At 62.3% G+C, this 26,938-nt stretch carries 29 protein-coding genes and 1 tRNA gene; 14 read left to right on the top strand and 16 right to left on the bottom strand.

The features are described from left to right. Nucleotides 1-89: 89 nt before the first annotated feature. The 6 genes from F7R90_RS07560 to F7R90_RS07535 form a co-directional block, all read right to left on the bottom strand. Nucleotides 90-845, bottom strand: coding sequence for an ABC transporter ATP-binding protein (locus F7R90_RS07560; RefSeq protein WP_158056642.1), 756 nt, complete (start codon nt 843-845; stop codon nt 90-92). Between the two features lie 3 nt (nt 846-848). Further along, nucleotides 849-1,901, bottom strand: coding sequence for an ABC transporter ATP-binding protein (locus F7R90_RS07555; RefSeq protein WP_158056641.1), 1,053 nt, complete (start codon nt 1,899-1,901; stop codon nt 849-851). Further along, nucleotides 1,898-3,805 (bottom strand): branched-chain amino acid ABC transporter permease, encoded by a 1,908-nt coding sequence (locus F7R90_RS07550; RefSeq protein ID WP_158056640.1) that lies wholly within the window; start codon nt 3,803-3,805, stop codon nt 1,898-1,900. Before F7R90_RS07550 ends, F7R90_RS07555 begins: the two co-directional genes overlap by 4 nt. A 1-nt stretch (nt 3,806) precedes the next feature. Then, on the bottom strand, nt 3,807-5,243 hold the full coding sequence (locus tag F7R90_RS07545) for a branched-chain amino acid ABC transporter permease (protein ID WP_158056639.1): 1,437 nt from the start codon (nt 5,241-5,243) through the stop codon (nt 3,807-3,809). A 157-nt stretch (nt 5,244-5,400) separates the two neighbouring features. Beyond that, the gene (locus F7R90_RS07540; RefSeq protein ID WP_158056638.1) at nt 5,401-5,982 is read right to left on the bottom strand and encodes a CBS domain-containing protein; all 582 of its coding nucleotides are present in this window, start codon (nt 5,980-5,982) and stop codon (nt 5,401-5,403) included. 150 nt (nt 5,983-6,132) lie between these two features. Further along, a complete protein-coding gene (locus tag F7R90_RS07535) occupies nt 6,133-6,894 on the bottom strand; it encodes a GTP cyclohydrolase III (protein ID WP_158056637.1) in 762 nt (253 codons plus the stop codon). A 290-nt stretch (nt 6,895-7,184) separates the two neighbouring features. Here F7R90_RS07535 and F7R90_RS07530 point away from each other — a divergent pair, with 290 nt between their 5' ends. Then, nucleotides 7,185-7,379, top strand: a complete 195-nt coding sequence (locus F7R90_RS07530; RefSeq protein ID WP_158056636.1) for a cold-shock protein — start codon at nt 7,185-7,187, stop codon at nt 7,377-7,379. A 161-nt stretch (nt 7,380-7,540) separates the two neighbouring features. Here F7R90_RS07530 and F7R90_RS07525 read toward each other — a convergent pair whose 3' ends face one another. Continuing rightward, complete coding sequence (locus F7R90_RS07525; RefSeq protein WP_192498430.1) at nt 7,541-8,689, bottom strand: outer membrane protein assembly factor BamB family protein; 1,149 nt, start codon at nt 8,687-8,689, stop codon at nt 7,541-7,543. A gap of 323 nt (nt 8,690-9,012) precedes the next feature. Between F7R90_RS07525 and udk the strand changes: the two genes are divergently transcribed. Continuing rightward, the gene (udk, locus tag F7R90_RS07520) at nt 9,013-9,786 is read left to right on the top strand and encodes a uridine kinase (protein WP_158056634.1); all 774 of its coding nucleotides are present in this window, start codon (nt 9,013-9,015) and stop codon (nt 9,784-9,786) included. Nucleotides 9,787-9,804: 18 nt separating this feature from the next. Here udk and F7R90_RS07515 read toward each other — a convergent pair whose 3' ends face one another. Together F7R90_RS07515 and mct are read right to left on the bottom strand one after the other, a co-directional pair. After that, complete coding sequence (locus tag F7R90_RS07515) at nt 9,805-10,125, bottom strand: DUF5785 family protein (protein ID WP_158056633.1); 321 nt, start codon at nt 10,123-10,125, stop codon at nt 9,805-9,807. A gap of 69 nt (nt 10,126-10,194) precedes the next feature. Next, nucleotides 10,195-11,406 carry a succinyl-CoA:mesaconate CoA-transferase gene (gene mct, locus F7R90_RS07510; RefSeq protein ID WP_158056632.1) on the bottom strand — a complete coding sequence of 404 codons (1,212 nt, stop codon included), beginning with the start codon at nt 11,404-11,406 and terminating at the stop codon, nt 10,195-10,197. Nucleotides 11,407-11,558: 152 nt separating this feature from the next. Here mct and glmS point away from each other — a divergent pair, with 152 nt between their 5' ends. The 8 genes from glmS (at nt 11,559) to F7R90_RS07470 (ending at nt 18,332) form a co-directional block, all read left to right on the top strand. Further along, nucleotides 11,559-11,999, top strand: coding sequence for a methylaspartate mutase subunit S (gene glmS / locus F7R90_RS07505; RefSeq protein ID WP_158056631.1), 441 nt, complete (start codon nt 11,559-11,561; stop codon nt 11,997-11,999). A gap of 13 nt (nt 12,000-12,012) precedes the next feature. Then, nucleotides 12,013-13,446 carry a methylaspartate mutase subunit E gene (locus F7R90_RS07500; RefSeq protein ID WP_158056630.1) on the top strand — a complete coding sequence of 478 codons (1,434 nt, stop codon included), beginning with the start codon at nt 12,013-12,015 and terminating at the stop codon, nt 13,444-13,446. Nucleotides 13,447-13,484: 38 nt separating this feature from the next. Beyond that, the gene (locus tag F7R90_RS07495) at nt 13,485-14,795 is read left to right on the top strand and encodes a methylaspartate ammonia-lyase (RefSeq protein WP_158058864.1); all 1,311 of its coding nucleotides are present in this window, start codon (nt 13,485-13,487) and stop codon (nt 14,793-14,795) included. After that, the gene (gene mch / locus F7R90_RS07490) at nt 14,792-15,862 is read left to right on the top strand and encodes a 2-methylfumaryl-CoA hydratase (protein ID WP_158056629.1); all 1,071 of its coding nucleotides are present in this window, start codon (nt 14,792-14,794) and stop codon (nt 15,860-15,862) included. The genes F7R90_RS07495 and mch overlap by 4 nt, the downstream gene beginning before the upstream one ends. Before the next feature lie 5 nt (nt 15,863-15,867). Beyond that, nucleotides 15,868-16,914, top strand: a complete 1,047-nt coding sequence (citE, locus tag F7R90_RS07485; protein WP_158056628.1) for an L-malyl-CoA/beta-methylmalyl-CoA lyase — start codon at nt 15,868-15,870, stop codon at nt 16,912-16,914. Between the two features lie 71 nt (nt 16,915-16,985). Further along, nucleotides 16,986-17,453, top strand: coding sequence for a hypothetical protein (locus tag F7R90_RS07480; protein WP_158056627.1), 468 nt, complete (start codon nt 16,986-16,988; stop codon nt 17,451-17,453). Between the two features lie 108 nt (nt 17,454-17,561). Beyond that, nucleotides 17,562-17,882: a quaternary ammonium compound efflux SMR transporter SugE gene (gene sugE, locus F7R90_RS07475; protein ID WP_158056626.1), complete on the top strand. Its 321-nt coding sequence runs from the start codon at nt 17,562-17,564 to the stop codon at nt 17,880-17,882. A gap of 48 nt (nt 17,883-17,930) precedes the next feature. Next, nucleotides 17,931-18,332 (top strand): hypothetical protein, encoded by a 402-nt coding sequence (locus F7R90_RS07470; protein WP_158056625.1) that lies wholly within the window; start codon nt 17,931-17,933, stop codon nt 18,330-18,332. Nucleotides 18,333-18,539: 207 nt separating this feature from the next. On the opposite strand, the gene F7R90_RS07465 is transcribed toward F7R90_RS07470, so the two are convergent. Both F7R90_RS07465 and F7R90_RS07460 read right to left on the bottom strand, forming a co-directional pair. After that, nucleotides 18,540-18,622 (bottom strand) — tRNA-Ser (locus F7R90_RS07465). Nucleotides 18,623-18,663: 41 nt separating this feature from the next. Continuing rightward, nucleotides 18,664-19,419 carry a TIGR04282 family arsenosugar biosynthesis glycosyltransferase gene (locus tag F7R90_RS07460; protein WP_158056624.1) on the bottom strand — a complete coding sequence of 252 codons (756 nt, stop codon included), beginning with the start codon at nt 19,417-19,419 and terminating at the stop codon, nt 18,664-18,666. Nucleotides 19,420-19,598: 179 nt separating this feature from the next. On the opposite strand from F7R90_RS07460, the gene aroC reads away from it, so the two are divergent. After that, nucleotides 19,599-20,759, top strand: a complete 1,161-nt coding sequence (gene aroC, locus F7R90_RS07455; protein ID WP_158056623.1) for a chorismate synthase — start codon at nt 19,599-19,601, stop codon at nt 20,757-20,759. Nucleotides 20,760-20,769: 10 nt separating this feature from the next. On the opposite strand, the gene F7R90_RS22110 is transcribed toward aroC, so the two are convergent. From F7R90_RS22110 to F7R90_RS07440, 4 genes are all read right to left on the bottom strand, one after another. Next, entirely contained in the window at nt 20,770-20,943 is a 174-nt protein-coding gene (locus F7R90_RS22110; protein WP_192498429.1) for a hypothetical protein, read from the bottom strand. Nucleotides 20,944-20,945: 2 nt separating this feature from the next. Further along, nucleotides 20,946-21,194 (bottom strand): hypothetical protein, encoded by a 249-nt coding sequence (locus F7R90_RS07450; protein ID WP_158056622.1) that lies wholly within the window; start codon nt 21,192-21,194, stop codon nt 20,946-20,948. Nucleotides 21,195-21,534: 340 nt separating this feature from the next. After that, nucleotides 21,535-22,212, bottom strand: a complete 678-nt coding sequence (locus tag F7R90_RS07445) for a DUF7504 family protein (RefSeq protein ID WP_158056621.1) — start codon at nt 22,210-22,212, stop codon at nt 21,535-21,537. Between the two features lie 82 nt (nt 22,213-22,294). Then, nucleotides 22,295-22,909, bottom strand: coding sequence for a twin-arginine translocation signal domain-containing protein (locus F7R90_RS07440; RefSeq protein WP_192498428.1), 615 nt, complete (start codon nt 22,907-22,909; stop codon nt 22,295-22,297). A 253-nt stretch (nt 22,910-23,162) separates the two neighbouring features. Between F7R90_RS07440 and F7R90_RS07435 the strand changes: the two genes are divergently transcribed. Continuing rightward, on the top strand, nt 23,163-25,310 hold the full coding sequence (locus F7R90_RS07435) for a hypothetical protein (RefSeq protein WP_158056619.1): 2,148 nt from the start codon (nt 23,163-23,165) through the stop codon (nt 25,308-25,310). Here F7R90_RS07435 and F7R90_RS22700 read toward each other — a convergent pair. Continuing rightward, complete coding sequence (locus F7R90_RS22700; RefSeq protein WP_267905111.1) at nt 25,307-25,441, bottom strand: DUF7503 family protein; 135 nt, start codon at nt 25,439-25,441, stop codon at nt 25,307-25,309. The genes F7R90_RS07435 and F7R90_RS22700 overlap by 4 nt on opposite strands. Before the next feature lie 219 nt (nt 25,442-25,660). On the opposite strand from F7R90_RS22700, the gene F7R90_RS07430 reads away from it, so the two are divergent. Beyond that, on the top strand, nt 25,661-26,002 hold the full coding sequence (locus tag F7R90_RS07430; protein ID WP_158056618.1) for a HalOD1 output domain-containing protein: 342 nt from the start codon (nt 25,661-25,663) through the stop codon (nt 26,000-26,002). A 5-nt stretch (nt 26,003-26,007) separates the two neighbouring features. Next, nucleotides 26,008-26,937 carry a DUF7504 family protein gene (locus tag F7R90_RS07425; RefSeq protein ID WP_158056617.1) on the top strand — a complete coding sequence of 310 codons (930 nt, stop codon included), beginning with the start codon at nt 26,008-26,010 and terminating at the stop codon, nt 26,935-26,937. Nucleotide 26,938: the final 1 nt, after the last annotated feature.

Raw genomic sequence — 26,938 nt, 5'->3', positions numbered from 1 at the left:
TTCGTCGGGTCTTCGACCACTAGTCCGGCTACGTCTGAGAGGACCGCGCTCAAAAATAAAACCGCGACGGCAACCGCGAACAGCGACGTTTATGCCTGACTCTCAGCAGACGAATCACTCGTCTCGCCCGTGTCGCCACCGCCGCCACCGAGGTAGAGTTCCGTGACTTCCTCGTTGTCGAGCAGTGCGTCTCCGGTGTCCTCGAAGCGGTTCTCACCCATCTCCAGCACGTAGCCGCGGTCGGAGTTGCGCAGTGCCTTCCGGGCGTTCTGCTCGACCATCAGGATGGCCGTGCCAGCCTCGTTGATTTCGATTATCTTCTCGAACACCTCGTCCACGAGGTCGGGCGCGAGACCCGCCGACGGCTCGTCCACCAGCATCAGGTCTGGGTCAACCATCAGGCCGCGACCCATGGCGAGCATCTGCTGTTGCCCGCCGGACATCGTCCCGGCCTTCTGGTTCTGGCGCTCTTCCAGAATCGGGAACCGGTCGAACACCTCTTGCAGGGCGTCTTGGGGCATCTCGTCCAAGATGTACGCGCCCATCTCCAGATTCTCTCGCACGGTGAGCGTCGGGAAGACGTTCTCGACCTGCGGGACGTAACACATCCCCTCGCGGGTGACTTCGTCCGGTCGGAGGTCCGTAATCTCCTTGTCGTCGAACTCGACGGAGCCTTCCCAGCAGTCGATGAGGCCGAAGACGGCCTTCATGAACGTCGATTTGCCCGCGCCGTTCGGCCCGATGATGCAGACGATTTCGTCGTCGTGAACGTCCATCGAGACGCCATGCAGGATTTGAGCGTCGCCGTAGCCAGACACGATGTCGTGGGCTTCGAGTAGTGCCATCGATTATCCCCCCAGATAGGCGTCGATAACTCGTTGGTCGCTCTGTACTTCCGCTGGTGAGCCTTGCATCAGCTTCTTGCCTTGGTCCATGACGATAATCGTGTCCGAGAGGTTCATGATGACCTCCATGTCGTGTTCGACGATGCAGAACGTGTAGCCTTCGTCCCGCAACGTCTCGATTCGTGCCAACAGCTTTTGGGTCAGCGCGGGGTTCACCCCAGCCACTGGTTCGTCCAGCAGGATGAGGTCTGGGTCGGTCATTAGCACGCGACCCAGTTCGAGCAGTTTCCGCTGACCCCCCGAGAGGTTCCCCGCGTACTCGTTCGTGAGGTGGTCGAGTTCCAGTAGGTCGAGCATGTCGAGCGCCCGTTCGCGGATTTCTTCCTCTTCTTCGGCGACCGACCCGCGGCGGAACCACGCGTTCCCCAGATTTTCGCCGCGCTGGTCCTGCGGAGCGAGCAGGAGGTTCTCCAGCACGGTCAGTCCCTGAAGCTCTCTCGTCAACTGGAACGTCCGGGAGAGTCCGGCCTGCGAGACGCGGAACGGCCGCGTGTGCTTGTAGTCGAGTACGTCGTCTTTCACCTTCTCTTGGGCTTGGTAGATGCCAGCACCGACGCCAGCACCGACGACTGCCGCGCCGCCGAGCGCGACGGTAGACGCGCCCGCCGCGGCGGCCGACGCCAGTCCGATACCGCCGAAACTCAGCCCGGAGGCACCCATCCAGATGCCTTGCTCGGTGTCGCTCGGCCGCATGATGTCTTGGAGTTCTTGCCCCCGATAGCGGACCGACCCGCTGTCGGGTTTGTAGAACCCGCTGATGAGGTTGAACGTCGTCGTCTTTCCGGCTCCGTTCGGGCCGATGAGGCCGGTGACGGTTCCCTCCTCGACCTCGAAGGTCGCGCCATCGACGGCGGTGATGCCGCCGAAGGTCTTGCGGAGGTTTTCGACTTCGAGAATTGCCTCACCAGTGCCGTGCGTCTGGTGGTCTCTGTCTACGTCGTGCACCTCGTCCGTCTGAGCCGTTCTTTCGGCCGTTTGGTCTGTCGTCTCACTCATTCTTCGGTCACATCCGCGACGGTTCGCTTCTCGCCCCACAGCCCTTCGGGGCGGTAGTACAGGATGATTATCAACAGTGCGCCGATGAACGCGAGGCGAAGCGCCTGCACCCGCGAGGCCGCCGCAGTCGGGAAGAACCCGGCGATGTCGGCCGTCGCCTTCTGGAACGCCCAGTAGATGGCCGCGCCGAGAATCATCCCCTTGTTGTTGGCGGTCCCACCGATGATGAGCGCGAGGAACGCGATGAACGTCACGCGCGGTGCGAACATCGTGTGGACGAGACTCTGGAAGTAGATGGCGGTCAGCCCACCCGCGAATCCGGCGAGGGCGGAACCGAGCATCATGCTCTGGACCTTGTACGAGAAGGTGTTCTTGCCCAGTGAGGTCGCAACGTCCTCGTCCTCGCGGATGGCCTTGAGGACCCGTCCGAACGGAGACTCGACCGTGACTTCCACGAGGTAGTACACGACGGCGAGCGACGCCAGCGTCAGTATCAGCAGGAACCGTGAGTAGTCGAACTCCAAGCCGCCGCCTTGGAACTTCAGCAGCCACAGCAGGTTCTGGACGGTGTTCGACACGACGGCACCGACACCACCGAACCGGAAGGGTTCGATGCTGGCCATCACGAAGTACCGGAGCAGGAACAACCAGATTGCACCGACGCCGACGATGCGGACGAAGCCAACGTCAGACTGGCCGAAGCGCTCCCAGTTCGAACCGACGTAGTAGACGCCGTACAGGAACGCCGCGAGCAGGCCCATCGTCAGGAACAGGCCGAGACTGCTACTCGCGTCGCCACCGCCGCCGAGGACGATGAGTGGCACGAAGGTTGCGACAAAGACGATGGCCAACACGAGCGCGACGAGGAAGTCCCGGCGCGAGAGGTCGCTGTATCGGCGAGCGACGGCGACACCGCCGAATACCCACGTGAACAGCGACGCGAAGCCGAGGAAGACGAACGGCACCATCGGCGACTCGCCGAGGACGAACGCGGCGACGAACGCGACTCCCGCGGTTACGATGCCAGCGAGCGGAATGTATCGCTCGTTGACTCCGTAGAAGGCCGCGGAGATGACTGCGAACACGATGACCCCGAACAGAATCGAGAGTCCGGACCACCACTCGAAGGCCTGCCACGTGACGACGCCCGCGGCCGCCGCGAAGGCGACGCCGATACCGAGCAGGTACCGTTGTTCGGTCTCGCTCTTCGTCGCGCGCGCTCGCCGAGCGGCGAAGTAGCCGACGCCGAGCGTCGTCAGCGCGAGGAGGGCGTCTACGAGTTTTCCGCGAACGCCCGTGCCTGCGATGGTGCTTCGGTCGGCGGTGACACCGCCATCGGCGCGCTGCCCTCCATCAGTCGTGAGTTCCGAGTCTGGCCGCGTTCCGACCGTCGAAAGCGCGTACGTCGCGACCGTCCAGAGGACGAACACTACGAACCCGAGCAGTGCGGCGGCCCCGAGCGTGTCGCCCGGCAGCGGGAAGAAGCTCCGGAACGGCTGTTCGAAGCCACGGAGCGAACCGGGACCGTTGGCGAGCCAGCCTTCCGATTGGACGACGCGCTTGAGGATGACCGAGATTCCCAGCACCGCGATTGCGAGGTAGTCCTCCCGGAGTCGTATCGCCGGGAGGGCGACCAGCATTCCTAGCAGTGCAGCCACAATCGTCCCGACGAGGATTGCGACGAGCCACGGCACTTCCCACCCGAGGATGTAGGTCGCGAACTGCTGCGTGCTGGCAGGTGGGAGTACCAGCAGCGCAGTGACGTACGCACCGACCAGATAGAACGCGACGTGCCCGATGTCCAACAGGCCGGTGTAGCCGAACTTGATGTTCAGTCCGAGCGCGAGAATCGCGTAGATTCCCACGATGATGCCGAGCGAGACGAGACTGCTCGAAAGCGCCATGCTAGGCACCTCCCGTGATGCCTTCCGGCTTCACAAGTAAGACGACGAACAGGATGACGAACGCGATTGGAATCCGATACGTCGAACCGATGCCGGGGATGGCGAAGATGCCCACGTCCATCGAGAGCCCGACAATGTAACTGCCGAGAATCGCGCCGTACACCGACTGAAGCCCGCCGAGGATGACTCCTGCGAACATCGGTAGTAGCAGGAAGAATCCCATGTTGACGGTCAGTTGGTTGAACAGCACGCCGAGCATCACACCGCCGACGGCGGCGAACGCGCCCGCGATGATCCACGTCGCCATCATCACCCGGTCGGTGTTGATGCCAGTAATCTTCGCCAAGTCGATGTTGTCGCTGGACGCGCGCATCGCCTTGCCGAGTTTCGTCTCCTGCAACAGGAAGTGCAGGAACGCCATCATGCCGGCGGCGATGAAGATGACGGACGCTCGCATGACCGAGAGCCTGACGCGCGTCGAGGACCCCGAGTTGGGGACCGTCCCTTCGCCACTCAAAACCACGAGTAGCACGGAGAGGGTCAACAGACCCGCGACGGACGCGGTGAGCTTCGGGCCAATCGTCTGGGAGGCTCCGAGTGCGTCGTCGCCGCGCCGCCAGCGGTACGCGCCGATTGTGACGGCGAGCGTGCCGACGACGACTATCGCCACGGCGAGCCACGAGTACCCCCACGTGAACATCGTCTGGTCGGGGTTCGGGCCGCTGTCGATGACTCGCAGGACGAGTCCGGCCCCGCTGGCGTAGAAGTCGAAGAACTTCGCCGCCGACAGGCCGACGTCGTAGCCGAAGACGGTACCGACCTGCGGGACGTTGTAGGTTCGGACTTCACCGCCGTAGACGGCCTGCGTGCCGAACCGAAGGACGAAGGAGAGTCCGAGGGTGACGATGAGCATCGTCGCCAACGAGGCGTCTTTCGCCCGGAACTTCTGGAAGACGACCTTCTCCAACAGCGGTGCGATTGCGGCGAGCAGGATCGCCGCGAGGAGTAGCCCGGCCCAGATGGACGGGAAGCCGACGACGACCACGAGTCCGAGGGCCGACGCGGCTATAAGTTGCACTCCGACCGCCAGCCCCGGATTCGGGTCGCCGGGCCACCACGACCCTTTCAGCGCGGCTTCACCCCCGAGTAGATACACCGCCCCTAACGCCGCTCCGGCGGTGAGGACGAATAGGACCACGTAACCCAACGTTCCGAGACTTCGGGACGCATTCGTCAGCGCGTCGAATATGGGGACGGTACCCGGTTGGTTGACGAACAGCGCCATGTACGCGCCGATCATCAGTAACTCGCCGTGCGCGAAGTTCGGTACCTCGGCGATGTTGTAGACGAGTGCGAGTCCGATGGCACCCAGCGCGACGATGCTTCCGGTGACTAAACCGTTGACGACGGCGTTCGCAAGTCCCGTGCTAGGTGGCATCGACGACCACCTCAGGTGGGGACGTGTGACAACGTACCATGTTACGTATCTTGGCAAGGGGAACCTATTTGTGTCTTGTGCTTTTTAGCACGTCTACGAATTGAAAGATAACTGCGAGAAAGGCGACACGTTCGGCAGTTTTCGGCTCTCGGCTTAGCTATACTTCTCGACAATCTGCACAGATGAGTTGCCCGTTGACGTTAGTGAGTTCTCGGCTAAGGGTGCCGCAGGTCTCGCAGATACTCCGGTCGGAGTACTCCGCGCGGTCACCGTTGTCGCTCACGTTGCCGCCGAGTTCGTCGCCGATGTCGCTACCAACCGGGGGCATCGAGTCGTCGGCCACCGACGGTGCCCCTGATAGCGAGGCCGACGCAGAAATCACGTCCCGTTCGGTGAGGACGCCGACCATGTCGGTGTCGTCGGTGACGACGATGCGCCGGATGTCGTTTCTGGACATGGTCCCGGCGGCGTCGGAGAGCGCACGCTCGCCGTGCATCGAGATGACGGGGTTCGACATGACTTCGGAGACGGGCGTCTCGGCGGGGTCGCCTTCGTCGGCGACGAGCCCCAGAACGTCAGATTCAGTCATGATGCCGACCGGTTCACTGCCCCGGAGAACGACGACGCTGCCGACGCTCTCCTCGCGCATGAGCTGGACTGCTCCCAGCACCGTGTCCGACTCGCTGACCCCCACGTAGTCGCGGGTCATCACGTCTCGGACGGTGACTTCGCCTTCCATATGAGAAAGATTCACACAGTCGGCCTAAAAGCTATCCCCGGCAGTTTTATCACCGTCACCGACCTACGTTAATAGTTGCTACGTAACTCACCGAAGGCGACGTCACTCGACGGTCGAAGCCGACGTGAATCAACAGTCGAAGACGGCCGACTACCTATCGAAGACGACCCGATGACCGTCGTCGCGGCAGTCTTCGAGTGCGTGTTTCGCGCTCATACCCGCACCCTGTGCAGTTGCCGCAGTGCCGACACCGACCTTCAGTTCGACTTCGGCGGCCTCTTGGACGTGTTCGATGGCATCCTCGTACTCGGTTTCGTCTAAGTCCGGACAGACCGCGATGACGTTGTCGCCGCCGACGAAGAAGGAGAGGGCGTCGTGCGCGCGGCGCATGTACTGCATCAACTCGGCGTAGCCCTGTTCGATGTGGATGAACGAGTCGAAGGCGTTCATCTGGTCGGTGTACTTGCCCGTCGCGTCGTTCACGTCGAAGTGTGCGATTTGCACGTCGTCGTCCGCTCGCTCGTCGTCCGGGAGCGTCTGGCCGCGTAGAATCTCGGTTCGCTGGCCGTCTTGGGCACTCCCGGCGTCTTGAATTAGTTCGGTCGCCTCCCCGAGCGCCTCGACCGGTCGGGGACTGGTCGCCACGCCAAAACTCACGGTGACGGGGTACCGATTCGCCACCGACTCCTGCATGAGCGCGTGTGCCTCCTCGTCGATGCCGTTCGTCACGGCGATCATGTTGTCGAAGCGCGTGAAGAAGACGTACCCCTCCCGGTTGCCGACGAGTTGTGAGATGTCGGCGTAGAGCCGCGATTGCAGCGTCTGGAGGTCCACTTCACGGCGGGGTTCGGGCGTCACGGTCCACGGTCCGTAGTTGTCGATCTGAATCAGAGTGACCTGCGCGTTCGTCACAGTTGGTTCGGGGTTCGGCCTTCTGGGTTATAAGCCATCCTAATCGTGGTAGGCGTTCCAGAAGTGAGTTGAAGGGCGAGGCGGTCGGCGGACGATTCCGATACGAATTGCCGATACGCACGGAATCACGGGCCGAATAGTGGAAACGACTGCGATTTGCTCTAGAGCCGACCGTGCAGTCGCGCTTGTCTATTCGAACCCGGATAATAAAAACATCTGTTCAAAAATATTGTTTTACAGAAAACGAATACCCAATACTTATCCGTTGGACGGTCATTCGTCTAATCGCAATGGCAGAAGGCAACGTTGACTTCTTCAACGACACTGGCGGTTACGGTTTCATTACGACGGACGACTCCGACGACGACGTTTTCTTCCACATGGAAGACATCGGCGGCCCGGACCTCGAAGAGGGAACCGACGTAGAGTTTAGTATCGAAGACGCCCCGAAGGGGCCGCGCGCGCAGAACCTGACGCGACTTTAAATACGCTATCGGACCGTTTGACGGCGGTCAGATTTGCGCTTTTCTCTGGACATTATTTGAGGAGTGGTGAGTTCGTTCTGGGTTCGGGTGTATCGATTTGAGTTAGAAAGGCTTGCGCCTTCGACCCTGTTGATTCAGGATCTGGCATCTTGGTCCACAAGTCACTCGTTACCGAATGCGTAGAGGAAGTCGCCAGCGGTCCGCACGTAGAGCGCGTCGTCGACGACGACCGGCGCATCTAGCACGCCGCCGGTGATCATGTCACCCTTCTCGATTCGTGGAAATCGGTAGCGCCAGTTTTCGGTTCCGGTGGTGGTGTCCAATGCCCGAAGATATCGCCCGTGAACGCCAGTTCCGAAGTAGACGGTCTCGTCGGCGACTGTCGCTGGTGCGGCCGTGGACTGCGTCGAAAATCGCCACCGCTGCTCGCCGGTTCGAGATTCGAGTGCATGGACTGCTTCTGTGCCGCTGTAGAACACTATTTCATCGGTTACAGCAATTCCACCACTGTCGTTAGATGCCCCCGTCTCCGCGCGCCAGATTACCTGCTGAGACTCTATATCGATGGCGTACACGACACCGTCGAGGTCGCCGACGAATACGAGACTATCCCGAACAACCGGTACCGTATCGACCGAACCACTCACAGAAACGCTCCAGCGTTCGGTTCCGGTTTTTCTATCAATCGAGTGCAATTTTTCCGTCGTTACGAATATCTCCCCGGAGGTCACGACGATGTCGCTAGGGCTATACTCTCCACCGACCTCCGCGTTCCAGATTTCCTCCCCGGTCGCCGCATCGATGGCGAACAACGAAACGGGTTTGTCGTAATACTCGCTGTGAGCGAAGTAGAGCGTTTCATCGACGACCGTCGGTGCAGAGACGATTCCCCGCTTCAACTCTGTTGTCCAGTTGACAGAGCCGCTAGTCGCGTCAAGCGAGGTGATGCTCTCGGAATGAGTGAAAAACACGTCATCGTTTGCGATTGCCGGTGCGGGACCACTCGCATCTACGTCCGTGCGCCAACGTCTGTCACCAGTTCGTGCGTCGAGTGCCAGAACACCGCCCGTGCCACTCCTGAGGTACATCGTCTTCTTTGAGATAGCGGGCATGTATCCATTCGTAATCCGCCAGTAGGGCGTCCCCGATTCAGGAGCACCGGTCGCCTCGGGAGCGTACGAACTATTCAGATTGTCGTGGCGGTAATTGCGCCACTCGCCACTCGCCGGTACGGACCCTCCTCGTAGGTCGATTTGCTCCGTTGTTTTCCGTTGCGTAGTGGTGGTGGCAGTGTCTCGTTCGGATGCCACGGTCGTTGTCGTCGTACTCGAACTCGATTTCTCAGTCTGCTTTTGGTCTGTTCGTCCAGCGCACCCGGCAACACCCCCGGCGGCGATGGATGCGAAGAGTCGTAACGCACCACGGCGGGTGGAGGGTCCTGTCATCGGGGTAAATTACATATTCTGCCCTAAATCTTTTGTGTGGAATTTTGCATGCGCGTAAAGTCCAACGTGGACGATTGGAGGACTCCAATCTGCTTCAGTGGGGGTGATGGATAACGGTTAACAAATTCCGACACCCGCCTGCTCCAATTCCGGGAGATTCAAACCCCCATATTCCCTCAACAGGGACAATGACAATCCCGTCGTTCGTCATCGGCATCGCGGGGGGAACCGGGGCCGGAAAGACGACGGTCGCCCGCGAAATCACCGAGGAGGCCGAAGAATCGGTGACGCGAATCCCGATGGACAACTACTACGAGGACCTCAGCCACATGGAGTTCGAGGAGCGCGCGGAGGTCAACTACGACCACCCCTCGGCGTTCGAGTGGGACCTTCTGAGTGAACACATGGACGCCCTCCTCTCTGGCCAGTCTATCGAGATGCCCCAGTACGACTTCGAGATTCACAACCGCAAGGACGAGACGAAGACGGTCGAACCGACCGACGTCATCGTCTTGGAGGGCATCTTCGCGCTGTACGACGAGGACGTAAACGACATGCTCGACCTGCACGTCTACGTCGAGACGGACGCCGACGTTCGGATTCTGCGGCGCATCGAGCGCGACGTGGTCGATAGGGGACGCGACTTGGAGGGCGTCATCGACCAGTACCTCTCGACGGTCAAACCGATGCACGAGCAGTTCGTCGAACCCTGCAAGAAACGTGCGGACCTCATCATCCCCGAGGGCGCGAACGCCGTCGCAGTCAACTTGCTCGAAGAGAAAGTCCGCGCGGAGACCTACACCGATTCGGGGTCGGCGTGGACGCTCGGCGAGGAGGGCGTCGAGCGCGAGGACCCCGAGCGCGACCGCTACGCTGTCGCGGGTGGTGGTGCAGAGCGAATGGAGGACGCGGAGAAAGACGCAGTTAGAGAGAAAGACGACGAGTTTCCGCTAGACGACTGATTCGACCGATTCAGTTCCTCAGGCGCTCTTCTTCTCGGGGTCGCTCCCGACCGGGTGGTAGTCCCAGAAGCCCCCCGCGCGCATGCCTTTGCCGACTGCCTTGTGGAAGTGGACGATGTCCTCGTACTCGTCTTCGGTGACGTGTTCGAAGATATCGCCGACGCTGACGACGCGCTTGTAGTTGATGCGAATCGGTTCGTCTGCGTGTTCGTCCACGAAGTCGGACTTCGCCAGCGGGAAGTCCTCGTCTTCGTCTACCTTCTTGGCGAGAATCGCCATGCCGTACTTACGCCCGCCTTCGCTACCTTCTTCGCCGTCAGGGTCGTGCGGCCAGTCCATACGTGGCACGTCGAAGCGGGTACAAAAAGAGTTTATCGTTCGGCGGTCGGTCGCTAGTCCCGTCGTCCATCAGTCGTCGTCGCTCGCTTCCGCGGGGTCCGCCCGATCTCCGAGCAGTTCCGCCCGATGCTCGTCCAGCAGGGGTGCGCGCTCGCCCGGTTTCGTCGGCGTCTCGCTCAGTTTGATTGGCGAGCCAGCAATCGTGACTTGCTCGTCCGTGCCCGGTTGTTCGACTTCAACGAGCATGTCCCGAGCGTGGACGTGCGGGTCTGCGAACACGTCGCTGGCGTCCTGCACGGGCGCGCTGGGAACCGAGCCTTCGAGTAATTTGCAGAGTTCGTCGGCAGTTCGCTCACTCGTCCAGTCGGCGATTTCCTCGCGGAGCGACTTTCGATTTTTCAGTCGGTCCTCCGCAGTTGGGAACTCGGCGGCGAGGTCCGGTCGGTCCATCGCTTCGCAGAGCGCGCTCCAGTGGTTGTCCCCGAAAGCTGCAATCACCACGTAGCCGTCTCGGGCCTCGAAAGCGTTGTAGGGGAACAGCGTCGGGTGGGAGTTCCCCCGGCGCTCGGGCACTTCGCCGGTGTAGGAGTGCTGATAGATGGTTCGCTCGCACATCGAAATCATCGAATCGTACATCGCAGTATCGACGTATTGACCCTCTCCGCTTTCGCCATCTTCACAGCTCTCGTCACCCTCCCGACTCCGGTCGCGGTGGTGGAGCGCGGCCAAAATTCCGACGGCGTTCAGCGTAGCGGTGAACAGGTCGCCGATGCCCGGCCCGACCTTCGTCGGCGGGCCGTCCTCCTGACCAGTTATCTGCATCACGCCGCCGAGGGCTTGGGCGATGAGGTCGAAAGACGGCTGTCCCTGTCGGTTGGTTTCTCCCGTCCGGGGGTCGCCGAAGCCACGAATGGAGGCGTAGACGAGTTGCGGGTTCCGCTCGCGGAGTCGCTCGTATTCGAGACCGAACTTCTCCATCGTGCCCGCGCGGAAGTTCTCGACGACGACGTCAGCGTCTTCGACCAGACCGAGGAAGTCCTCACGGTCCTCTTCGTCCGTCAAGTCCATCTCCAAACTTCGCTTGCCCCGGTTGACGCTCTGGAAGTAGCCCCCGTAGGCGTCCTCGTCGCCGACGAACGGCGGATTGGGCCGAATGAGGTCGCCGCCGGGGCGCTCTATCTTCACTACGTCTGCGCCCAAGTCTGCGAGCAACATCGTACAGTACGGGCCAGCGAGCACCTGCGTCAAGTCGAGAACGCGCACGTCGTCCAGCGCAGCCATGTTCGCATCCGTCGAGAGAGCGTAACAAAAACCTTCCCAATAAATCATGTGGTTTGTGTAGAAGGCTCATAGGGGGCCTGAAAGGACCTTAAGGCCAATTAATCATGAACAATGATTATCTTTAAGTATTGTTAATTGGAGATACGAACGCGATGTCAACGACAGTCGTCCTCGGTGTTATCGGGTCCGACGCACACGCCGTCGGTATCACGATTCTCGAACAGGCACTGGACGCGGCGGGCTTCGAAGTCGTCAACCTCGGGGTCCAGACCAGTCAGCAGGAGTTCATCGACGCCACGCAGGCACACGGGGGTGAGGCTGTACTCGTCTCTTCGCTCTACGGGCACGCCGAGCAGGACTGCCGGGGGTTCCACGACGCCATCGAGGCGGCGGGACTCGATCCGGTCACCTACATCGGCGGCAATCTCTCGGTCGGTCAGGACGAGTTCGCGGAGACTCGCGAGCAGTTCCGCGAGATGGGCTTCGACCGCGTCTTCGACTCCGAGACCAAGCCGATGGAGGCTATCGCGGCGCTCCAAGCCGACCTGAACGTCACCGAAACCGACACCGAACGGGTGACACTCACGTCCTAATCTCCCCTACACGATGTTACGTGACCAACGACTCTCCCCAGAGACACTGACGAGTATCGACGACGAAATACGACAGCACTGGCCAGTCGAAGACCTCGACTTCGAGGAAGCGGTGGCGTACCACGAATCGCTTCCTGCGGGAAAGCAGTTCGCTCGCGTCTTGGAGTCCGCGGACCGTCCACTGCTCCAGCCCCGCGCTGGCGTGCCGTTACTGGACGACCAGATAGCACTGCTCGGCCACCTTGAAGACGCCGGAAAGGCAGACCTGCTCCCAACGACCATCGACTCCTACACGCGCGACAACGAGTACGAAAAAGCCCAACAAGGCCTCGAAGAAGCCCGAGAGAAAAGCGAAGACACCCTCAACGGCTTTCCAGCGGTGAATCATGGAGTCGAGGGCTGTCGCCAGTTAATCGAAGCACTCGATGCGCCAATCGAGGTGCGCCACGGAACGCCCGACGCCCGCTTGCTCGCGGCAGTCACCTTCGCGGGTGGCTTCCAGAGCTTCGAGGGGGGCCCCATCTCGTACAACATCCCCTACACCAAGGAGCGCGACCTCGCCGAAACCATCGAACACTGGCAGTACGTGGACCGACTCGCGGGCGCGTACACCGAACGTGGAATCACCATCAACCGGGAACCGTTCGGCCCGCTGACCGGGACGCTCGTCCCGCCGAGCATCGCCATAGCCATCGGGCTCATCGAAGGGATGCTCGCGGCCACGCAGGGCGTCGAGAGCGTCACGCTCGGCTATGGACAGGTCGGCAATCTCGTGCAGGACATCGCCGCGCTTCGCGCGCTCCGCGCACTCGGCGAGGAGTACCTGCCTGATGCAGTCACCGTCACCACCGTCTTCCACGAGTGGATGGGCGGGTTCCCACCTGACGAGGCCCGCGCGAACGGTGTCATCGCGCTCGGTGCGGCCACCGCCGCCATCGCTGGCCCCGACAAAGTCATCACCAAGTCTCCGCAGGAGTTCGGCGGCGTCCCCACGAAAGAGGCAAACGCCGCTGGCCTGCGAACCACCAGACAGCTCATCGATATGATTCGAGAGCAAGCCATCGAACTCGACGGCGTGGACAGAGAACAGCAGTTCATCGAGAAATCGACCCGCTCGCTGATGGACACCGTCCTCGAACTCGGCGACGAGGACGTGGCGCAGGGGACGGTCCGAGCGTTCGAGACCGGCAACCTCGACGTGCCCTTTGCGCCGAGTCAGAGCGCCAAGAGCGCGGTGCTTCCGGCCCGCGACGACGACGGACGGGTCCGCATCCTCCAGTTCGGCGACCTCGCGCTCGATTCGGACCTCAAGGACGTTCACACCGAGCGACTGGACCGCCGAGCCAGGAAGGAGAACCGCGACCGTTCGTTCCAGATGGTCGCCGACGACGTGGACGCGATTAGCGAAGGGCGACTCATCGGCCGCCGAGGAGGTGAGCAGGCGTGAATGGAGAAGCACGAGAGAGCGAGACGAGAACGCACGAGATGGAAACGCGGGTCGCCGACGCCCGCGTCGGCGGCGACCCTGTCATCGAATCCGTGCGCGCCGTTCCCGGCGTCTCCGGATTCTTCTTCGACGACCAGCGCGCTATCAAGGCCGGAGCCGAACAGGACGGGTTCGCCTACCATGGCGACCCAGTCACGCCGAACTTCGACCGCGTTCGCCAGGCGGGCGAAGCAATTAGCGTCCTGCTTGAACTCAGCGATGGCACCGTCGCCATGGGCGACTGCGCCGCCGTGCAGTACTCCGGTGCAGGCGGGCGCGACCCATTGTTCGAAGCCGATTCGTTCGTTCCGGTGGTGGAAGGTCCAGTCGCCGAGGAACTGCTCGGTCGCGAAGCGGCCGCGTTCGGCGCGAACGCGGCCGCCGTCGAGGAGACGCGAATCGATGGAAATCGACTGCATACGGCCATCCGCTACGGCGTCTCGCAGGCCCTGCTCGACGCCGCTGGAAAGGCCCGGCGGACGACGAAGACCGACGTCCTCACTGACGAGTTCGGAACGAAGCCAGCCACGGAGCCGATTCCGGTGTTCGGCCAGTCGGGCGACGACCGCCGCCGAAACGCCGAGAAGATGGTCCTGAAGGGCGTCCCGGTCCTGCCCCACGGCCTGTTCAACAGCGTCGAGAAGATCGGTGAGGACGGGAGTCGATTGCGCGACTATCTCGATTGGCTCGCTACGCGCGCGGACGAACTCGGACCTTCCGAATACGACCCGCGCTTCCACGTGGACGTGTACGGCGTCCTCGGCGAGATTTTCAGTCCGCCGTACGACCGGCCGGAAGTCACGGACTACTTCGCGGACCTTCGGGACGCGACAGGACCGTACCCCCTGCAAGTCGAGGGACCGATGGACGAGGGCGGCCGCGCAGAGCAGATTCACTCGATGGCCGAACTCCGCGACGGCCTCGCGGACGCGGGGGTCGGCGTGGACGTCGTGGCCGACGAGTGGTGCAACACGCTCGAAGACGTGCAGGCCTTCGTAGACGCAGGCGCGGCCGACCTCGTGCAAGTGAAGACGCCCGACTTGGGCGGCATCCAGCGGAGCGCCGAAGCAGTGCTGTACTGCCGCGGAACAGACACGCGGGCGTACCTCGGCGGGACGTGCAACGAGACGGTCGAATCGGCGAGGGCATGCGCGCACGTCGCACTGGCCACCGACGCCGCGCAGGTGCTGGCCAAGCCCGGCATGGGATTCGACGAGGGCTACATGGTGATGGCAAACGAGATGCGCCGAACGCTCGCGCTGGCCGACGCCGTCGATGGGTCCGAGTCTCACGACGGAGGCCGCAAATGACGGAGTGGACCGACCCCGAGGCCTTCGCGCAGTTGCTCGACCGCGCCGAGACGAAAGAGAAGGGCAACTGCTTCGAGGACTTCGCGGCGGGCGACACCATCGAGCACGACCCCGGACTCGTCCTCTCACGGCGCGCCAGCGAGTGCTGGATGGGCCAGACGCTCAACTACGACCCGACCTACTGGCGGCCCTCGGTGGCGAAATCGGCGGGTCACGACGAACCGCCGGTTCACCCCGATTACTTGCTTGCCTGCGTGATGGGGGCGAGCGTCGAGGACCTGAGCGAGAAAGGCGGCTACTTCCTCGGCCGCGACGGCCTTCGGTACCACGACCCCGCTGTCTCGCCGGGCACGGAACTGCGAGTCGAGTCAACTGTCGAAGCGACGCGCGAGTCGAGTTCCCGCCCGGAGTTCGGCATCGTGACGTGGGAGACCACCGGCTACGACGCCGACACTGGTGACCGACTGGTGTCGTACAACCGAACGAACATGATTTCGCGCAGGGAACCGATGGCGAGCGATGGAAGTGGAGAAACCGAGGCCAGTGGCGGTTCCGAACCGGGCCTCCCGGACGAACTGCTCACGCCAGACGGCGGCTACTTCGAAGACTTCCGAGAAGTACTCGACAGGGCGGCAGACCGGGACGCCGCAGTCGCCTACCGCCACGAGCGCGGGCGGACGATGGACGACACCACGGTCGCCGCGCTCCCGCTTGCCACGCTCAACACCGCGAAACAGCACCACAACGCCGACGTGATGGCCGACTCGCCGTCCGGCGAAATCGTCGCCTACGGTGACGTGACCCGGTCGGTCGCGCTCGCGCACGCTCGCTCTGACGAGGAGACTGTCTGCGAAGTGACCTGTGACGACGAGCGGTTCCACGACTTCGTGACGACTGGCGACACGATTTACGGCTTCACGCGCGTCCTCGACGCGAACGAAGCGGACCAGCCGGGACACAGCCACCCGCAATCGGGAGAAGTCACCTTCCGCCACTACGCCTTCGACCAGACCGGACGCCCCGTCTACTCGGGCACCCGAACCGCACTGATTCGCAAGCGAACCTAACCACCATGACGAACACACGACTCTGCCGAACGTTCCAGACCGCACCCGCTGGCGTCCCCCGCGACGACAGCGCGAAGTACCTCCGCTCAGGCCTGACCACGGAGGGTTTTCAGGCCCCCGATTGGTTGGTACCAGATCTCGAAGACGGCACCGCGCCCGACATGAAAGACGAAGCGCTCGACAACGTTCGAGACCTCCTGCCGGAGTACGCGCCTGGATTCGCCGGAGAAATCTGGCCGCGCGTCGAGTGGGCCTACGACGACGAAGCAACGCGCAAGCGCGGCGAGGAACAGATTCGAACGCTCGCCGAGAGCGTCGGCGACCACCTCGACGGCGTCGTCGTTCCGAAAGTCGGCCGCCTCGAAGACGTGCAGGCCGCCGAGTCGGTCGTCGCCGCGGCCTCTCGCGAGACGAATCGGGACCTCGAACTCGCCGTCATCGTCGAAACGGCCCGCGCTCGCTCGGACTTGCGCGAGATAGCGAAGTTCGGCGCGAGTTCTCACCTTACTGCGCTCGTGTTCGGTCCCGTGGACTACACCGCAGAACTCGGTGGTCGGGAACTCGGCGAGTCTGACACCCCCTTGGCAGATAATCGCCCGACGTGGCCCGGTCTCTACGAAGCACTCTCGAACGAAGCGAGCGCGAGCGACCTGCTCGCCGTCGGCGGCCCCTTCGACCGTCTGTTCCGCGAACGAGCGGGCGTGACCTTCTACAACGGCGACGGCTACGCCGACCACGTGGTGCGCGAGGCCCGTGTCGGACTCGACGGTAGTTGGTCGCTCCACCCGAACCAAACTGCGCAAGCTAACCGCATCCACCTGCCGACCGAGGACGAACTTCGTACGGCAGTCCGGAAGATAGAGCGGTTCACCGAAGCGAAAGACACCGGCACCGGCGCGGTGGCCATCGACGGCCAGATGGTTGACGAAGCGACGCTAAAGAACTTCGAGAACACGGTAGCCACGGTTCGGGCAGTCCACGACGCCCGCGAGTCCCAGACCACCGAGTACTACGACGCGGACCTGCTCGACCGAGCGCTAGCGGTGGCGTGAACCGCGCATAAGTCGGAGTACTTTCGATTACGACCCGCTCATTTTTGTCGCTCGAACGAGAGCTTCTACCCATGGGAACGCTCGGCCGCCGACTCCTCTTCGGCCGCGAGCGGAACCGCCGCCGCCGCTGGACGCGGTTCGTCGGTGGCCTCACGGCAGTCGTCGCTACCGCGTTCGCGCTGGTCTTCGTCGCCCGCGCCGTCGGTGCGGGCGGGTTCGCGAACGCCTTCTACGCCCGAATGGTTCCGATTCTGCTCTTCTACGGACCCGGCTTCGTCTCGGCCGTCGCAGCGTTTCGCCACGGCGGTCTACTTCTGAGCCTCGCAATCGGACTCGCACCAGTGACAGTCGTCGGCGTCGTCTTCGGAACCGTAGACCTCGCGGCGTGGCTCCGGGGTGCGGTTCCGCCGGGCGATTCGCCAGCGTGGGCGCTCGTCCTCGCCTACGGCGTGATTTGCCTGACTTCCGCAGTCGTCGGCTTCGTCGCCGGGACGACCGCGAGATGGACTTCGAAAATGGTCGCAGAGCGACTCGACTGACGCGTCGTGGTGACTGACGCGTCGTGGTGAACCACGGCGTGTCGGTGGTGGCTCGTGAGCAAGAATGCATTCGAAACGCATAGACCCCCACCGCCCCGACGAAGAGCCATGTCGTGGACCTATCTGTTTCTCGCCGCCGTCTTCGAGGTCGCGTGGGCAGTCGGACTGGAGTACACCGAGGGCTTCACTGAACTCTGGCCGAGCGTCGGCACCGTCGGGGCGATGATTCTGAGCATGGGCTTGCTCGCGCAGGCAGTGAAGACGCTCCCCATCGGCACTGCCTACGCCGTCTGGACTGGCATCGGCGCGGTGGGGACTGCAATCGCAGGTATCGTGCTGTTCGGCGAACCGCGGAACGCTGCGCGACTGGTCTTCATCTTGCTCATCGTGTCCGGAGTCGCGGGACTGAAGCTGACTGCGGGGCATTAAATCAACGCTCGCCAACACTTATCTATCGTCGTTGGCTACCTTCGAAGTATGGGAGCGATTCGTCGGCAGTTGGAGGACACGTTCTGGGCGACGACCGACGTGTTCCTCGCGACGTTCGGTCTCGGGATGCTCTTCTACCCAATCGTGCTGACTACCAACGCGATGCTGGGCACGCCACTCACCGACTCGGAGGTGACGCTGTTCGTCGTGATTCTCGCCCTCGGCGGGTCGTATCCTTTCGTCGCTGGCGATTGGTCGCTCGGACTTCTCGGGGAGTACATCTTCGTCTTCACTGCCTCGGCACTCGGAATCGGCCTCCTCGCTGCTATCGGTATCGTCGTCTTCGGTATCGAACTGTCGGGGAGCGACCCGCTCCCGCGCGCCGTACTGTTCGCGATGGCATACTTCGTCTCGTTCGTCCTCGTTCGCAAGCGACAGTGGCTATCGTGACTTCGGCGAGCGAGTTGCGAGCGACACAGCGGTCGCTCTCCTCTTGTTCGTCGGAGAAGCGGTGGGATTGGGATTTGAACCACCTGAAGACGCTTCCTCGCCTCCGGCGAGACTGCCTCTTCCGTAATTCAAATTCCAATCGAACACGATTCGACGCTCGCGCGTGGCGAACACACGAGGTGTTCGCCGTTTGCTCGCGTCAGAAGACGGTGGGATTGGGATTTGAACCCAAGAGGCTTGACGCCACCTGCTTTCAAGGCAGGCGCAATAGGCCGCTCTGCCATCCCACCACACCCCTAATTTCAGGGGCGGGCGTCTAAGAAGTGTCGGTCTACTCGCGGACCAGCATCCGCTCTCCGTCGTCCGCTCTGACCCGCAGATTCAACTCGTCTAGCAAGGTCGCCGTGTGTTCGGGCACGACGCGCCCGGCAGTCACGCGAGATTCGAGTAGCGAGACGAGCGTCAGCAGGTCGTCACCCGTCTCGACAGTCGGCATCTGGGGCAGATAGTCCACCTCGTGGCCCGCGTCCACAGCGCGATGGGTCAGCGTCTCCAGTTCCGGGATTTGGTATGCGTCCTCGAAGTCGATGGTGTCGGTGAAGCCAGCGAAGAAGACCCGGCCGCGTTCGCTGGGACCGAGGACGACTTCGTTGCGCCGCAGTTTCATCGCCGCACTGTCGATGTCCTTGCGGGTCAGCGTCGGTGCGAGGCCGTCCACGACTGCGGCCGACTGTACCTCCTCCTGTTCGAGTAGGTGAGTGACGGTGTTGCCAACGCGAGCAGAGAACGTCGAACCGACCTGTTTCTCGAATCGCGCGTCCTCGAACGATTCGAGCGCGGTCTTGGCGAGCGCGCGGACCTCCGCCTCCGCGCTCTGCTCGCCGTGGAACTCCTCTGGAATCAGGTCGTCCGGCCGGTAGTTGACCAACACGTCGCCGCCGCTCCGTTCGGCGGCCCGGATGGTGTCCTTGACCATCGCGGCGTAGAGGTCGGCGGCTTCGCGCTCGGTGAGCGGCGACGAGTCGGCGAGGTCTGGGAGGACGAGGCCCTCCCGCGGTGGGTCGGTGACGACGGCGAGTACGGTCATGGCTGTAGGTCGGGGTGCTGCACTCTTGAAAGCGATGTTTTGGAAAAGGTGACGAAACGAGCGACTCTTGGTCAGCGACTCTTCATCTCACCGGCTCGAACGCTATTCTCCGACCACCTCGAACGCGTATTTGCACCTTCTCAAAACCCTAAATACCAGCCCACCCCAACACTCCTGCAATGAACGGCAACAGTTTCGGGCGACTCTTTCAAGTCACCACGTTCGGCGAGAGTCACGGGGAGGCGATGGGCGTCACCGTCTCGGGATGCCCCGCCGGTCTCGAACTCTCCGAGGAGGACGTACAGGCAGACTTAGACCGGCGCAAACCCGGCCAGTCGATGATAACGACTAGCCGCGGCGAACCCGACCACGTCTCGATAAAATCTGGCCTTCAGGACGGCTACACGACCGGGACGCCAATCGGGATGGTCATCGACAACAAGGACGCCCGCTCGGAGAAGTACGAACCGTTCATCACCGCACCTCGGCCCTCCCACGGCGACTTTACCTACTCGGCGAAGTTCGGCACGCGCAATTGGGGCGGTGGCGGCCGCTCGTCCGCGCGCGAGACAGTGAACTGGGTCGCGGCGGGAGCGATTGCGAAGAAAATCCTCGAAAGCGAAGGTGTCGAACTCAAAGCGCACGTCAACCAAATCGGCGACATCGAAGCGCCCGAAGTCAGTTTCGAGCAGATACTGGAACACAGCGAAGAGAACGAGGTCAGATGCGCGCACCCCGAGACGGCCGAACAGATGCGCGAACGAATCGACGAGTATCAGGAGGAGGGCGACTCCATCGGCGGATCGATTTACTTCGAAGCGCGCGGCGTCCCCAGAGGCCTCGGCGCGCCGCGATTCGACTCGCTGAGCGCGCGACTCGGACAGGCTATGATGTCCGTGCCAGCCACCACCGCCTTCGAGTTCGGACTCGGCAGAGAGGCTCGCGAGTGGACAGGAAAAGAGCGAAACGACGACTGGGAGTTTGCTGGGGAAGGCGAAGATGCGGACCCCGTTCCCAAAGAGAACGACCACGGCGGGATTCAGGGCGGCATCTCCTCGGGCGAACCGATTTACGGCGAGGTGACGCTCCACGCGCCGACGTCGATTCCGAAGACCCAGACCACCGTAGACTGGGAGACCGGCGAGGAGAAACAGGAGAAGGTCATCGGGCGTCACGACCCGGTGCTACCGCCGCGCGGCGTGCCGGTCGTAGAAGCGATGCTGGCCCTGACGCTGGTCGATTTCATGCTGCTGTCGGGACGCGTGAACCCCGACCGGATGGACGGCAAGCCCGGCGAGTACGACACCGAGTACCACCCGAGCAGTCCACAGAACGAGTAGCGACAGAGATTCAGGGCGTGTCAGTTTCGTCGTCGGATTTCGACGACGCCCAACGGGCGAACGCTACCGAGACCAGATGCCCACACGGGTGGGCGCGATGGGTTCCCGGACCAGTCGAGGAGACGGCGCGAATCGGGCGGTCGCAACGCGGACAGTCGATACGGTTCACATCGTCGTCACTCATGGCTATTCCTTCGAGTCATCGCTGGTCCCCGGAAACTGAGAGATAGCGACGAGGCCCTTCGTACCGAGAGTGTCCAAGTTGGGATACGACCACGAACGTCCCAGTCCTCCGTAGCCCAGTTCCGTCTCCAGTGTGCGCTCGACGGCCACGCCAGAACACGTGTCGTCTTCGGAGCGGAAAACAGGGAGGGCGAACCACTGCCGGAGTTCGCGGACGGTGCGTCGTTCTCGATAGCTGTTGCTAACTGCCATAGTTCTGTAACTATCCGAGTAACGAATCTCGGCTTGCGAGCGTTCTGCGGGCGAAGTTACCCCGGTTCTCTCTTAAATATCTTCGTCTGCCGAAGGTCGCGTGAGGTCGAGACCAGAGGGGACTTGGCTGAACTCAGGACTTCTCTATCTCGCAGTCACAAACTTACGAACAACCGTATTCCAACCGACCGACCGGTTTTAGCAATCGTACGCTGAACGGCGGCGTGGCGACGATACTCGTCAGTGTCCTGCTTGCGAACGACGAACCGGGCAGTCTCGATGAGACCGAGGATTACGATACCCGCGCCGTCGGCGAGTGGCGATACGGTCGGACGAATACCTACAGTGAAATCCAGTCCGTGGTAATTCCCTCGCCGGGAATGTGCCACCGCTGTTGGGCCTCGCGTCTCGTCTGTCGGAGTTCGACGCGGGCATCGACAACGGAAGACAATCGCTGGACGACGTCGCTGTCGTCCGCCCGCCGCAGGTAGAAGTAACAGCCGCCGTTGACGAGTTTCACGGACCGGGATACGTCTCGGAGGAAGTGCTCGGCGTCCTCGACGTCGGACTCGTCCAGCAGTTCACCGAGCGAATCGACCGTCGCGCGGAGCGCGCTCGGTCCCAGTTCGTACTGTGCGTTGAACGCGGCCACCGCGTCGCCGATGTCCTCTCGAAGCTCGCTCAACTCGGCCTCGTTTGCCGCCGAGGAGGCGTCCTCGAACGTGACCGACCGGTGTTGATTCGTCCGACGTATCATCGTCACTGTCGGGTCAAGTGCCGACACGCCCTCGGGGAGGAGTGCCCCCGGCGTCGAATGTGCGGACGCGACGACCTGCGCGTTCGTCTCGTCGCCGAGTGCCAGTCGCCCGTGTCGCATAGCGACGTTTGCTTGGACTTTCCCCGTGACGAGAACGCTACTCCCCGACCGCTTCAGTTCCTGTAACTGCTGGACGAACCGCTCTTCGTCCGCAGTGGCCCCCGAGCCACGGAAGAGCGGTGTCGTCGCTCCGCTACTCATACGTATCCGTTCAGGTCGATCGACTTAATTCCAACCTATCTCGGTTGGCAACTCCAACGTAGTTCGAGTGTGGTATCAACAGTTACGCCGAACTGTTGTTCCCCGCTCCGCCATCGCCACCTGACAGCGATACTTCGCCGACCATCGTGTTCGGGTGGACCAAACAGATGTACGTCGCCATCTCCTCGGTGGCGGTGAACTGGACGCCTTGAACCGCTCCCTGCTCGGAGATGATTTCGGTCTGTGCGAGGAGTTCGCCGCCCGCGGTCGTGGTTCCGTTGTCACCCATCATCCCCGAATCGTTGCCCATCATTCCCGAGTCGTTCCCAGCCGTCTGATTTCCTGCGCTCTGATTCATCGATTCGAACTGGTCGGCGCTGACGGAGATTGGCCGGAGAACTTGGAGGTTGTTCCCGTTCGAATCTTGGATGGCGAAGTTGTGCGGTTGAGCGTCTACGTTCTTCCAGAGTAGCGTGTAGGTCGTCCCAGGCTGGAGGTTCAGCGTCGGGTTCGAGTCGGCGTCTGGCTCTCCACCAGGCACTCGATAGCCGAGCCAACCGCTCGTCCTGCCTCCCAGCAGAATCGTCTGTTCGTCGGTTTCTTGCCCCCGTGCGAGGACCGCAGCATTGAGGCCTGCTACCACACTGGTCGCGGCCGCCGCTTTCAGGAAGCGGCGACGAGATTGTCTTCGTGTCATGTTTCTCCGACACATCGACGTCGGCGACTCGGGTAAAACGCCCGCACTGTTCTGTGCGTGGAACAGTTCGGCTGACGGGTAACGAGTCGTTCTGTCGCAAAATCGTCCGTTAAATCGACACGATTGCACGGGTCTCTCGGCGGGGCCAGGCGTCTGGCGAGATATTTGTACGATACGCCGAACTATCCAGTAGATTTTTTGCATCGAAGAGAAATACAAAGATAGCCCAACGAAGGGTTCACAAGGTGTTCGCGTGGTCTCGTTCAATGCACACGCAGATGGTCTCGAAGTCGTAGACCCCATCGAACGGCGTCGATTCGAACTCACCGTCGGGCGACGCGTGCGCCCGGAAACAGTTCCACCGAGTCGGTTCGCCTTCCCGGTCGATGCCGCGGTAGCCGTGGCTACAGATTCTGTCGTCGTAGACGGCATCACCGACGCGTACGTTCGCCGCGACGGCGAGATGGTCGCCGCGATTCGTCCCGAGTCGCCCGTGTCGCTCCCCGCCGGTGAGTACGAAGTCGAGGTCAACGCACCCGTGAAACTCTACTTGCGAGGTGTAGGACCACTGGAGGCGACGAACGACGGTGGACGACTCTCCGTCTCGTTCGCGGACGGACTGCTGGTCGGCGCGCGGTCGTACCACGAGCAACCAGCCGCGACGATTACCACGACGACTGACCCCGAAGACGCCCTGCGTGCCGTCTCCTATCTCGGGTCCGCGCTGAAGACGACGAGCGTCGAGCGGTCGTATCCGACGCTTCGAGGCCACCCACCACTCGTCGAACTCGGCGACGAATTTTCGGTACCCGAACCGCTGTCGAAACCGGACACGGGAGTCGAAATTTCGGTTCCGCAGACGCACCGCGCGGCAGTCGTCGCCGCACCGCTCGCGTTCTACCTCGGCGCAGAGTTAGTGCCGGGAACGGAGCCACGTATCGAGGCCGAAAACGGCTTCTCGCACGCGCTCGGCGACGACACAGACGACTCTACGGCGTTCGATCAGTCGGTCGCCCGCGTCCTCAAGCAGACGTTCTTCTTCGACTGCATCACGCGGACGGAGGGGTACTACGAAGTGGACCTCCACGAGCGAGCGGAGGTCGAACCGCTCGTGGACCTCGACTTTCCGGCGCTCTACGACGCGTCGCTGGCAGAGCGACTGAAAGCCTACCTCGAAGTGCCGTTCGAGACTATCGAGGAGTTCCTCCCGCGGTGGAACGTGACGGCGTTCGTAGACCCCGACCCGGCGGGCGTCGAAGCCGTTCCGTTCGTCGTCGGCGACCTCGCGGTCGTCCGACCCGCAGACGGAACGCCCGTTTCGACCGATGAGTTGCGGTCGTCCGTCCTCGACGACTTCATGTCCGGACAGACTCGGAGTGGTGGAAACGAGGGCAGTGGCGACGATAGTGAGAGCGGCAACACCGAGGACACTGCCGACAGAGGTGAGGACGACACTACTGGCGAAGGTGAGGACGACACAGACGAGTTCACGCTTCCGGCGATGGTGCGTCCACCAGAAGCGGACTCCGTCGAGTCGGCGTGGTTCGGAGACGGGATTCCCTTCGGCGCGAGCAAAGCCACAACAGTCGCATTTCGCAACTGGTTGGACAGGCAACCGAACGCGGAGGACATCGACATCACCGTCGTCTGCAACGACGCGACGATGCGCGCGGAAGACGACGCGGTAAGCGAAGCCTACGGTACCCGCGACAACCTTCCGTTCGAGGTGACGTTTCACTACGACCTGACGCGCAGTGAGTTACGCGACGTTCTCACGTCCGAAACCGACTTCCTCCACTACATCGGCCACATCGACGACGACGGCTTCGACTGCGCCGACGGGTCGCTGGACGCGAGGACGCTCGAAACTGTCGAAGTGGACGCCTTCCTGCTGAACGCCTGCACGTCCTACGGGCAGGGGATGGCACTCCTCGAAGGAGGGAGCGTCGGGGGCGTCGTCACGTTCAGCGAAGTCATCGACAGCGGTGCGATGCGGGTGGGCGCGACGATGGCCCGACTGTTGAACTTCGGGTTCCCACTAAACGCCTCGCTCACCGTCGCGCGCGGCGAGAGCATCGTCGGCGGTCACTACTTAGTCGTCGGCGACGGCCGATTCGCCGTCGTCCAGTCGGAGACGAGTCTCCCCATGCTCTGCGAACTCGACGCAGTTAGTGCCGACGAGTACGACTTGACGGTCCACACGTACGCCCCGCGGGAAGGCGGTATGGGCACGCTCGCGCGGCCGACCGTCGGCGACGACGACAGCCACTTCCTCGTGCCGGGACCAATCGGTCCGTTCCGGGTCACGGCCGAGACGGCACGCGAGTATCTCGAACGTGAACACCAACCGGTAAAACAGGACGGCGTACTGAGATGGCTGTCCGACGGTCTCGAACTTTAAGGTCCGAAGATTACTGCCAGACAACGCCCGGCGGCCGCGTTTCCGACGGAGGCGAGTAGTACGAACAGGGCGAACAACGCGCCGACGAGTCTGGGTCGCTTGGCGACCCGCGAGCGTAGCGTTTTGGTCATGCTTGCAACACCGACATGGCAAACGAGAGCCACCCTTTTGGACATACACCGCCTAACTTGGAACAAACCGAACCTACGCTTCGGTATGTGTCGTTTCCCTCATCGTAGGCTCTCGTTACATCCGGGTCGCCGACTCGAATCGCCACCGCAGAAACATCAGAAAATCTGCAATAAGTTTATTAGCCTCAAATGAATAATAAGTTCCAGAGGCCGGGAACTGTGTCAAAACCAGATGTATACGAAGACGAAACTGTTTCGAGACTGCTCGAAGTTGAGGGACAGGACGAAGCGTACCACGCGTACCACGACCCGGCAGGTTCCGCGACGTTGAGCGAGACGGTTATCGAGGCAATCGCCGACATCGCGGACGTAGACCCGACCACGACGCTCATCCCACTCGCGGAGGCTGTAGACCCCGACTCACTCGACACGTTGTTCGAGAACCGGGAGGCCAACCCGAACTCCTGCGTCGTCTTCTACCTCTGTGGACTGGAAGTCGCCACCTACGCGGACGGTCACGTACGGATTCGAAACGCCCCGTCGTCCACGCGAGAGGAGTGACAACGGTGACCGAGACGACGCTAATTCGGACGCGCGTTGGCGGCGACGGGCAAACCCTCGTACTCCGGGAGTCGCCCGACGAGATACCGCTGTCGTTGCTCGTAGACGACCCAACGACCGACGACGTTCTGGCAGTTACGTACGACGGCCCGCGTCGGTTCCTCGACACGTGGCGGAGTCACGCAAAACGACCACCGCGAAACGTCGGCGTAGTCAGCGTCGGCGCGGCGATGCGTGCGACGAGCGCCGCCAAGAGCGGCAGTTCCGCGACGGGCGGCCCGCAGAACGTCGTTCGTGGTGTGGCCGACCCCTCGAACCCGGCGGCGGTACACCGTGCAGTCGAAGGCTATCTCGACTCGTGGCCAGTTGACGGCCGAACGGTCGTATACTTCGACTCGCTGAACGTGCTCGTAGACCACGTCGGTGCGGCCGACGCGCGTGCGTTCCTCGACGACTTCCTCAGTTCGTTGGCGGCCCACGATGCGGACTCCTACTTCTGTCTGACGCCGAGCGAACACGACAGTGACGGTCTCCGAACGATTCGGGCACTGTTCGATACGGTGGTCGAGTTCGACCGTTCGGAGTCCAGAGAATCCCCCGAACCGTCCGTAGACGACTGTTTCGCCGCCGTCCGGAAATCTTTGCGCCGACGCGTCCTCGACGCCCTCAGCGAAACAGACGGTGGACTCTCGACGGACGAACTCACCAGACTGGTCGCCGGTGCGGAACCGACCGAACGACGGTCGGTCCGAATATCGCTCCTACAGGTCCACCTCCCGAAACTGAGCGAGTACGGGTTCGTGACCCACGACCGACAGTACGAGCGAGTGACGCGCGGCCCGCACTTCGACCAGATTCGGCCGTATCTTCGGCCCGACGAATCGACGTCGGAATCGGAGTCAGAACCGGAGTCGGACGTAGAGTCGGAGTCGTGAA

It is taken from the genome of Halorussus halophilus, assembly GCF_008831545.1.
In the GTDB taxonomy this organism is placed as follows: domain Archaea; phylum Halobacteriota; class Halobacteria; order Halobacteriales; family Haladaptataceae; genus Halorussus; species Halorussus halophilus.
Note: the sequence above shows the minus strand (reverse complement) of the source record. Positions and strands in the feature narration are given on the sequence as shown.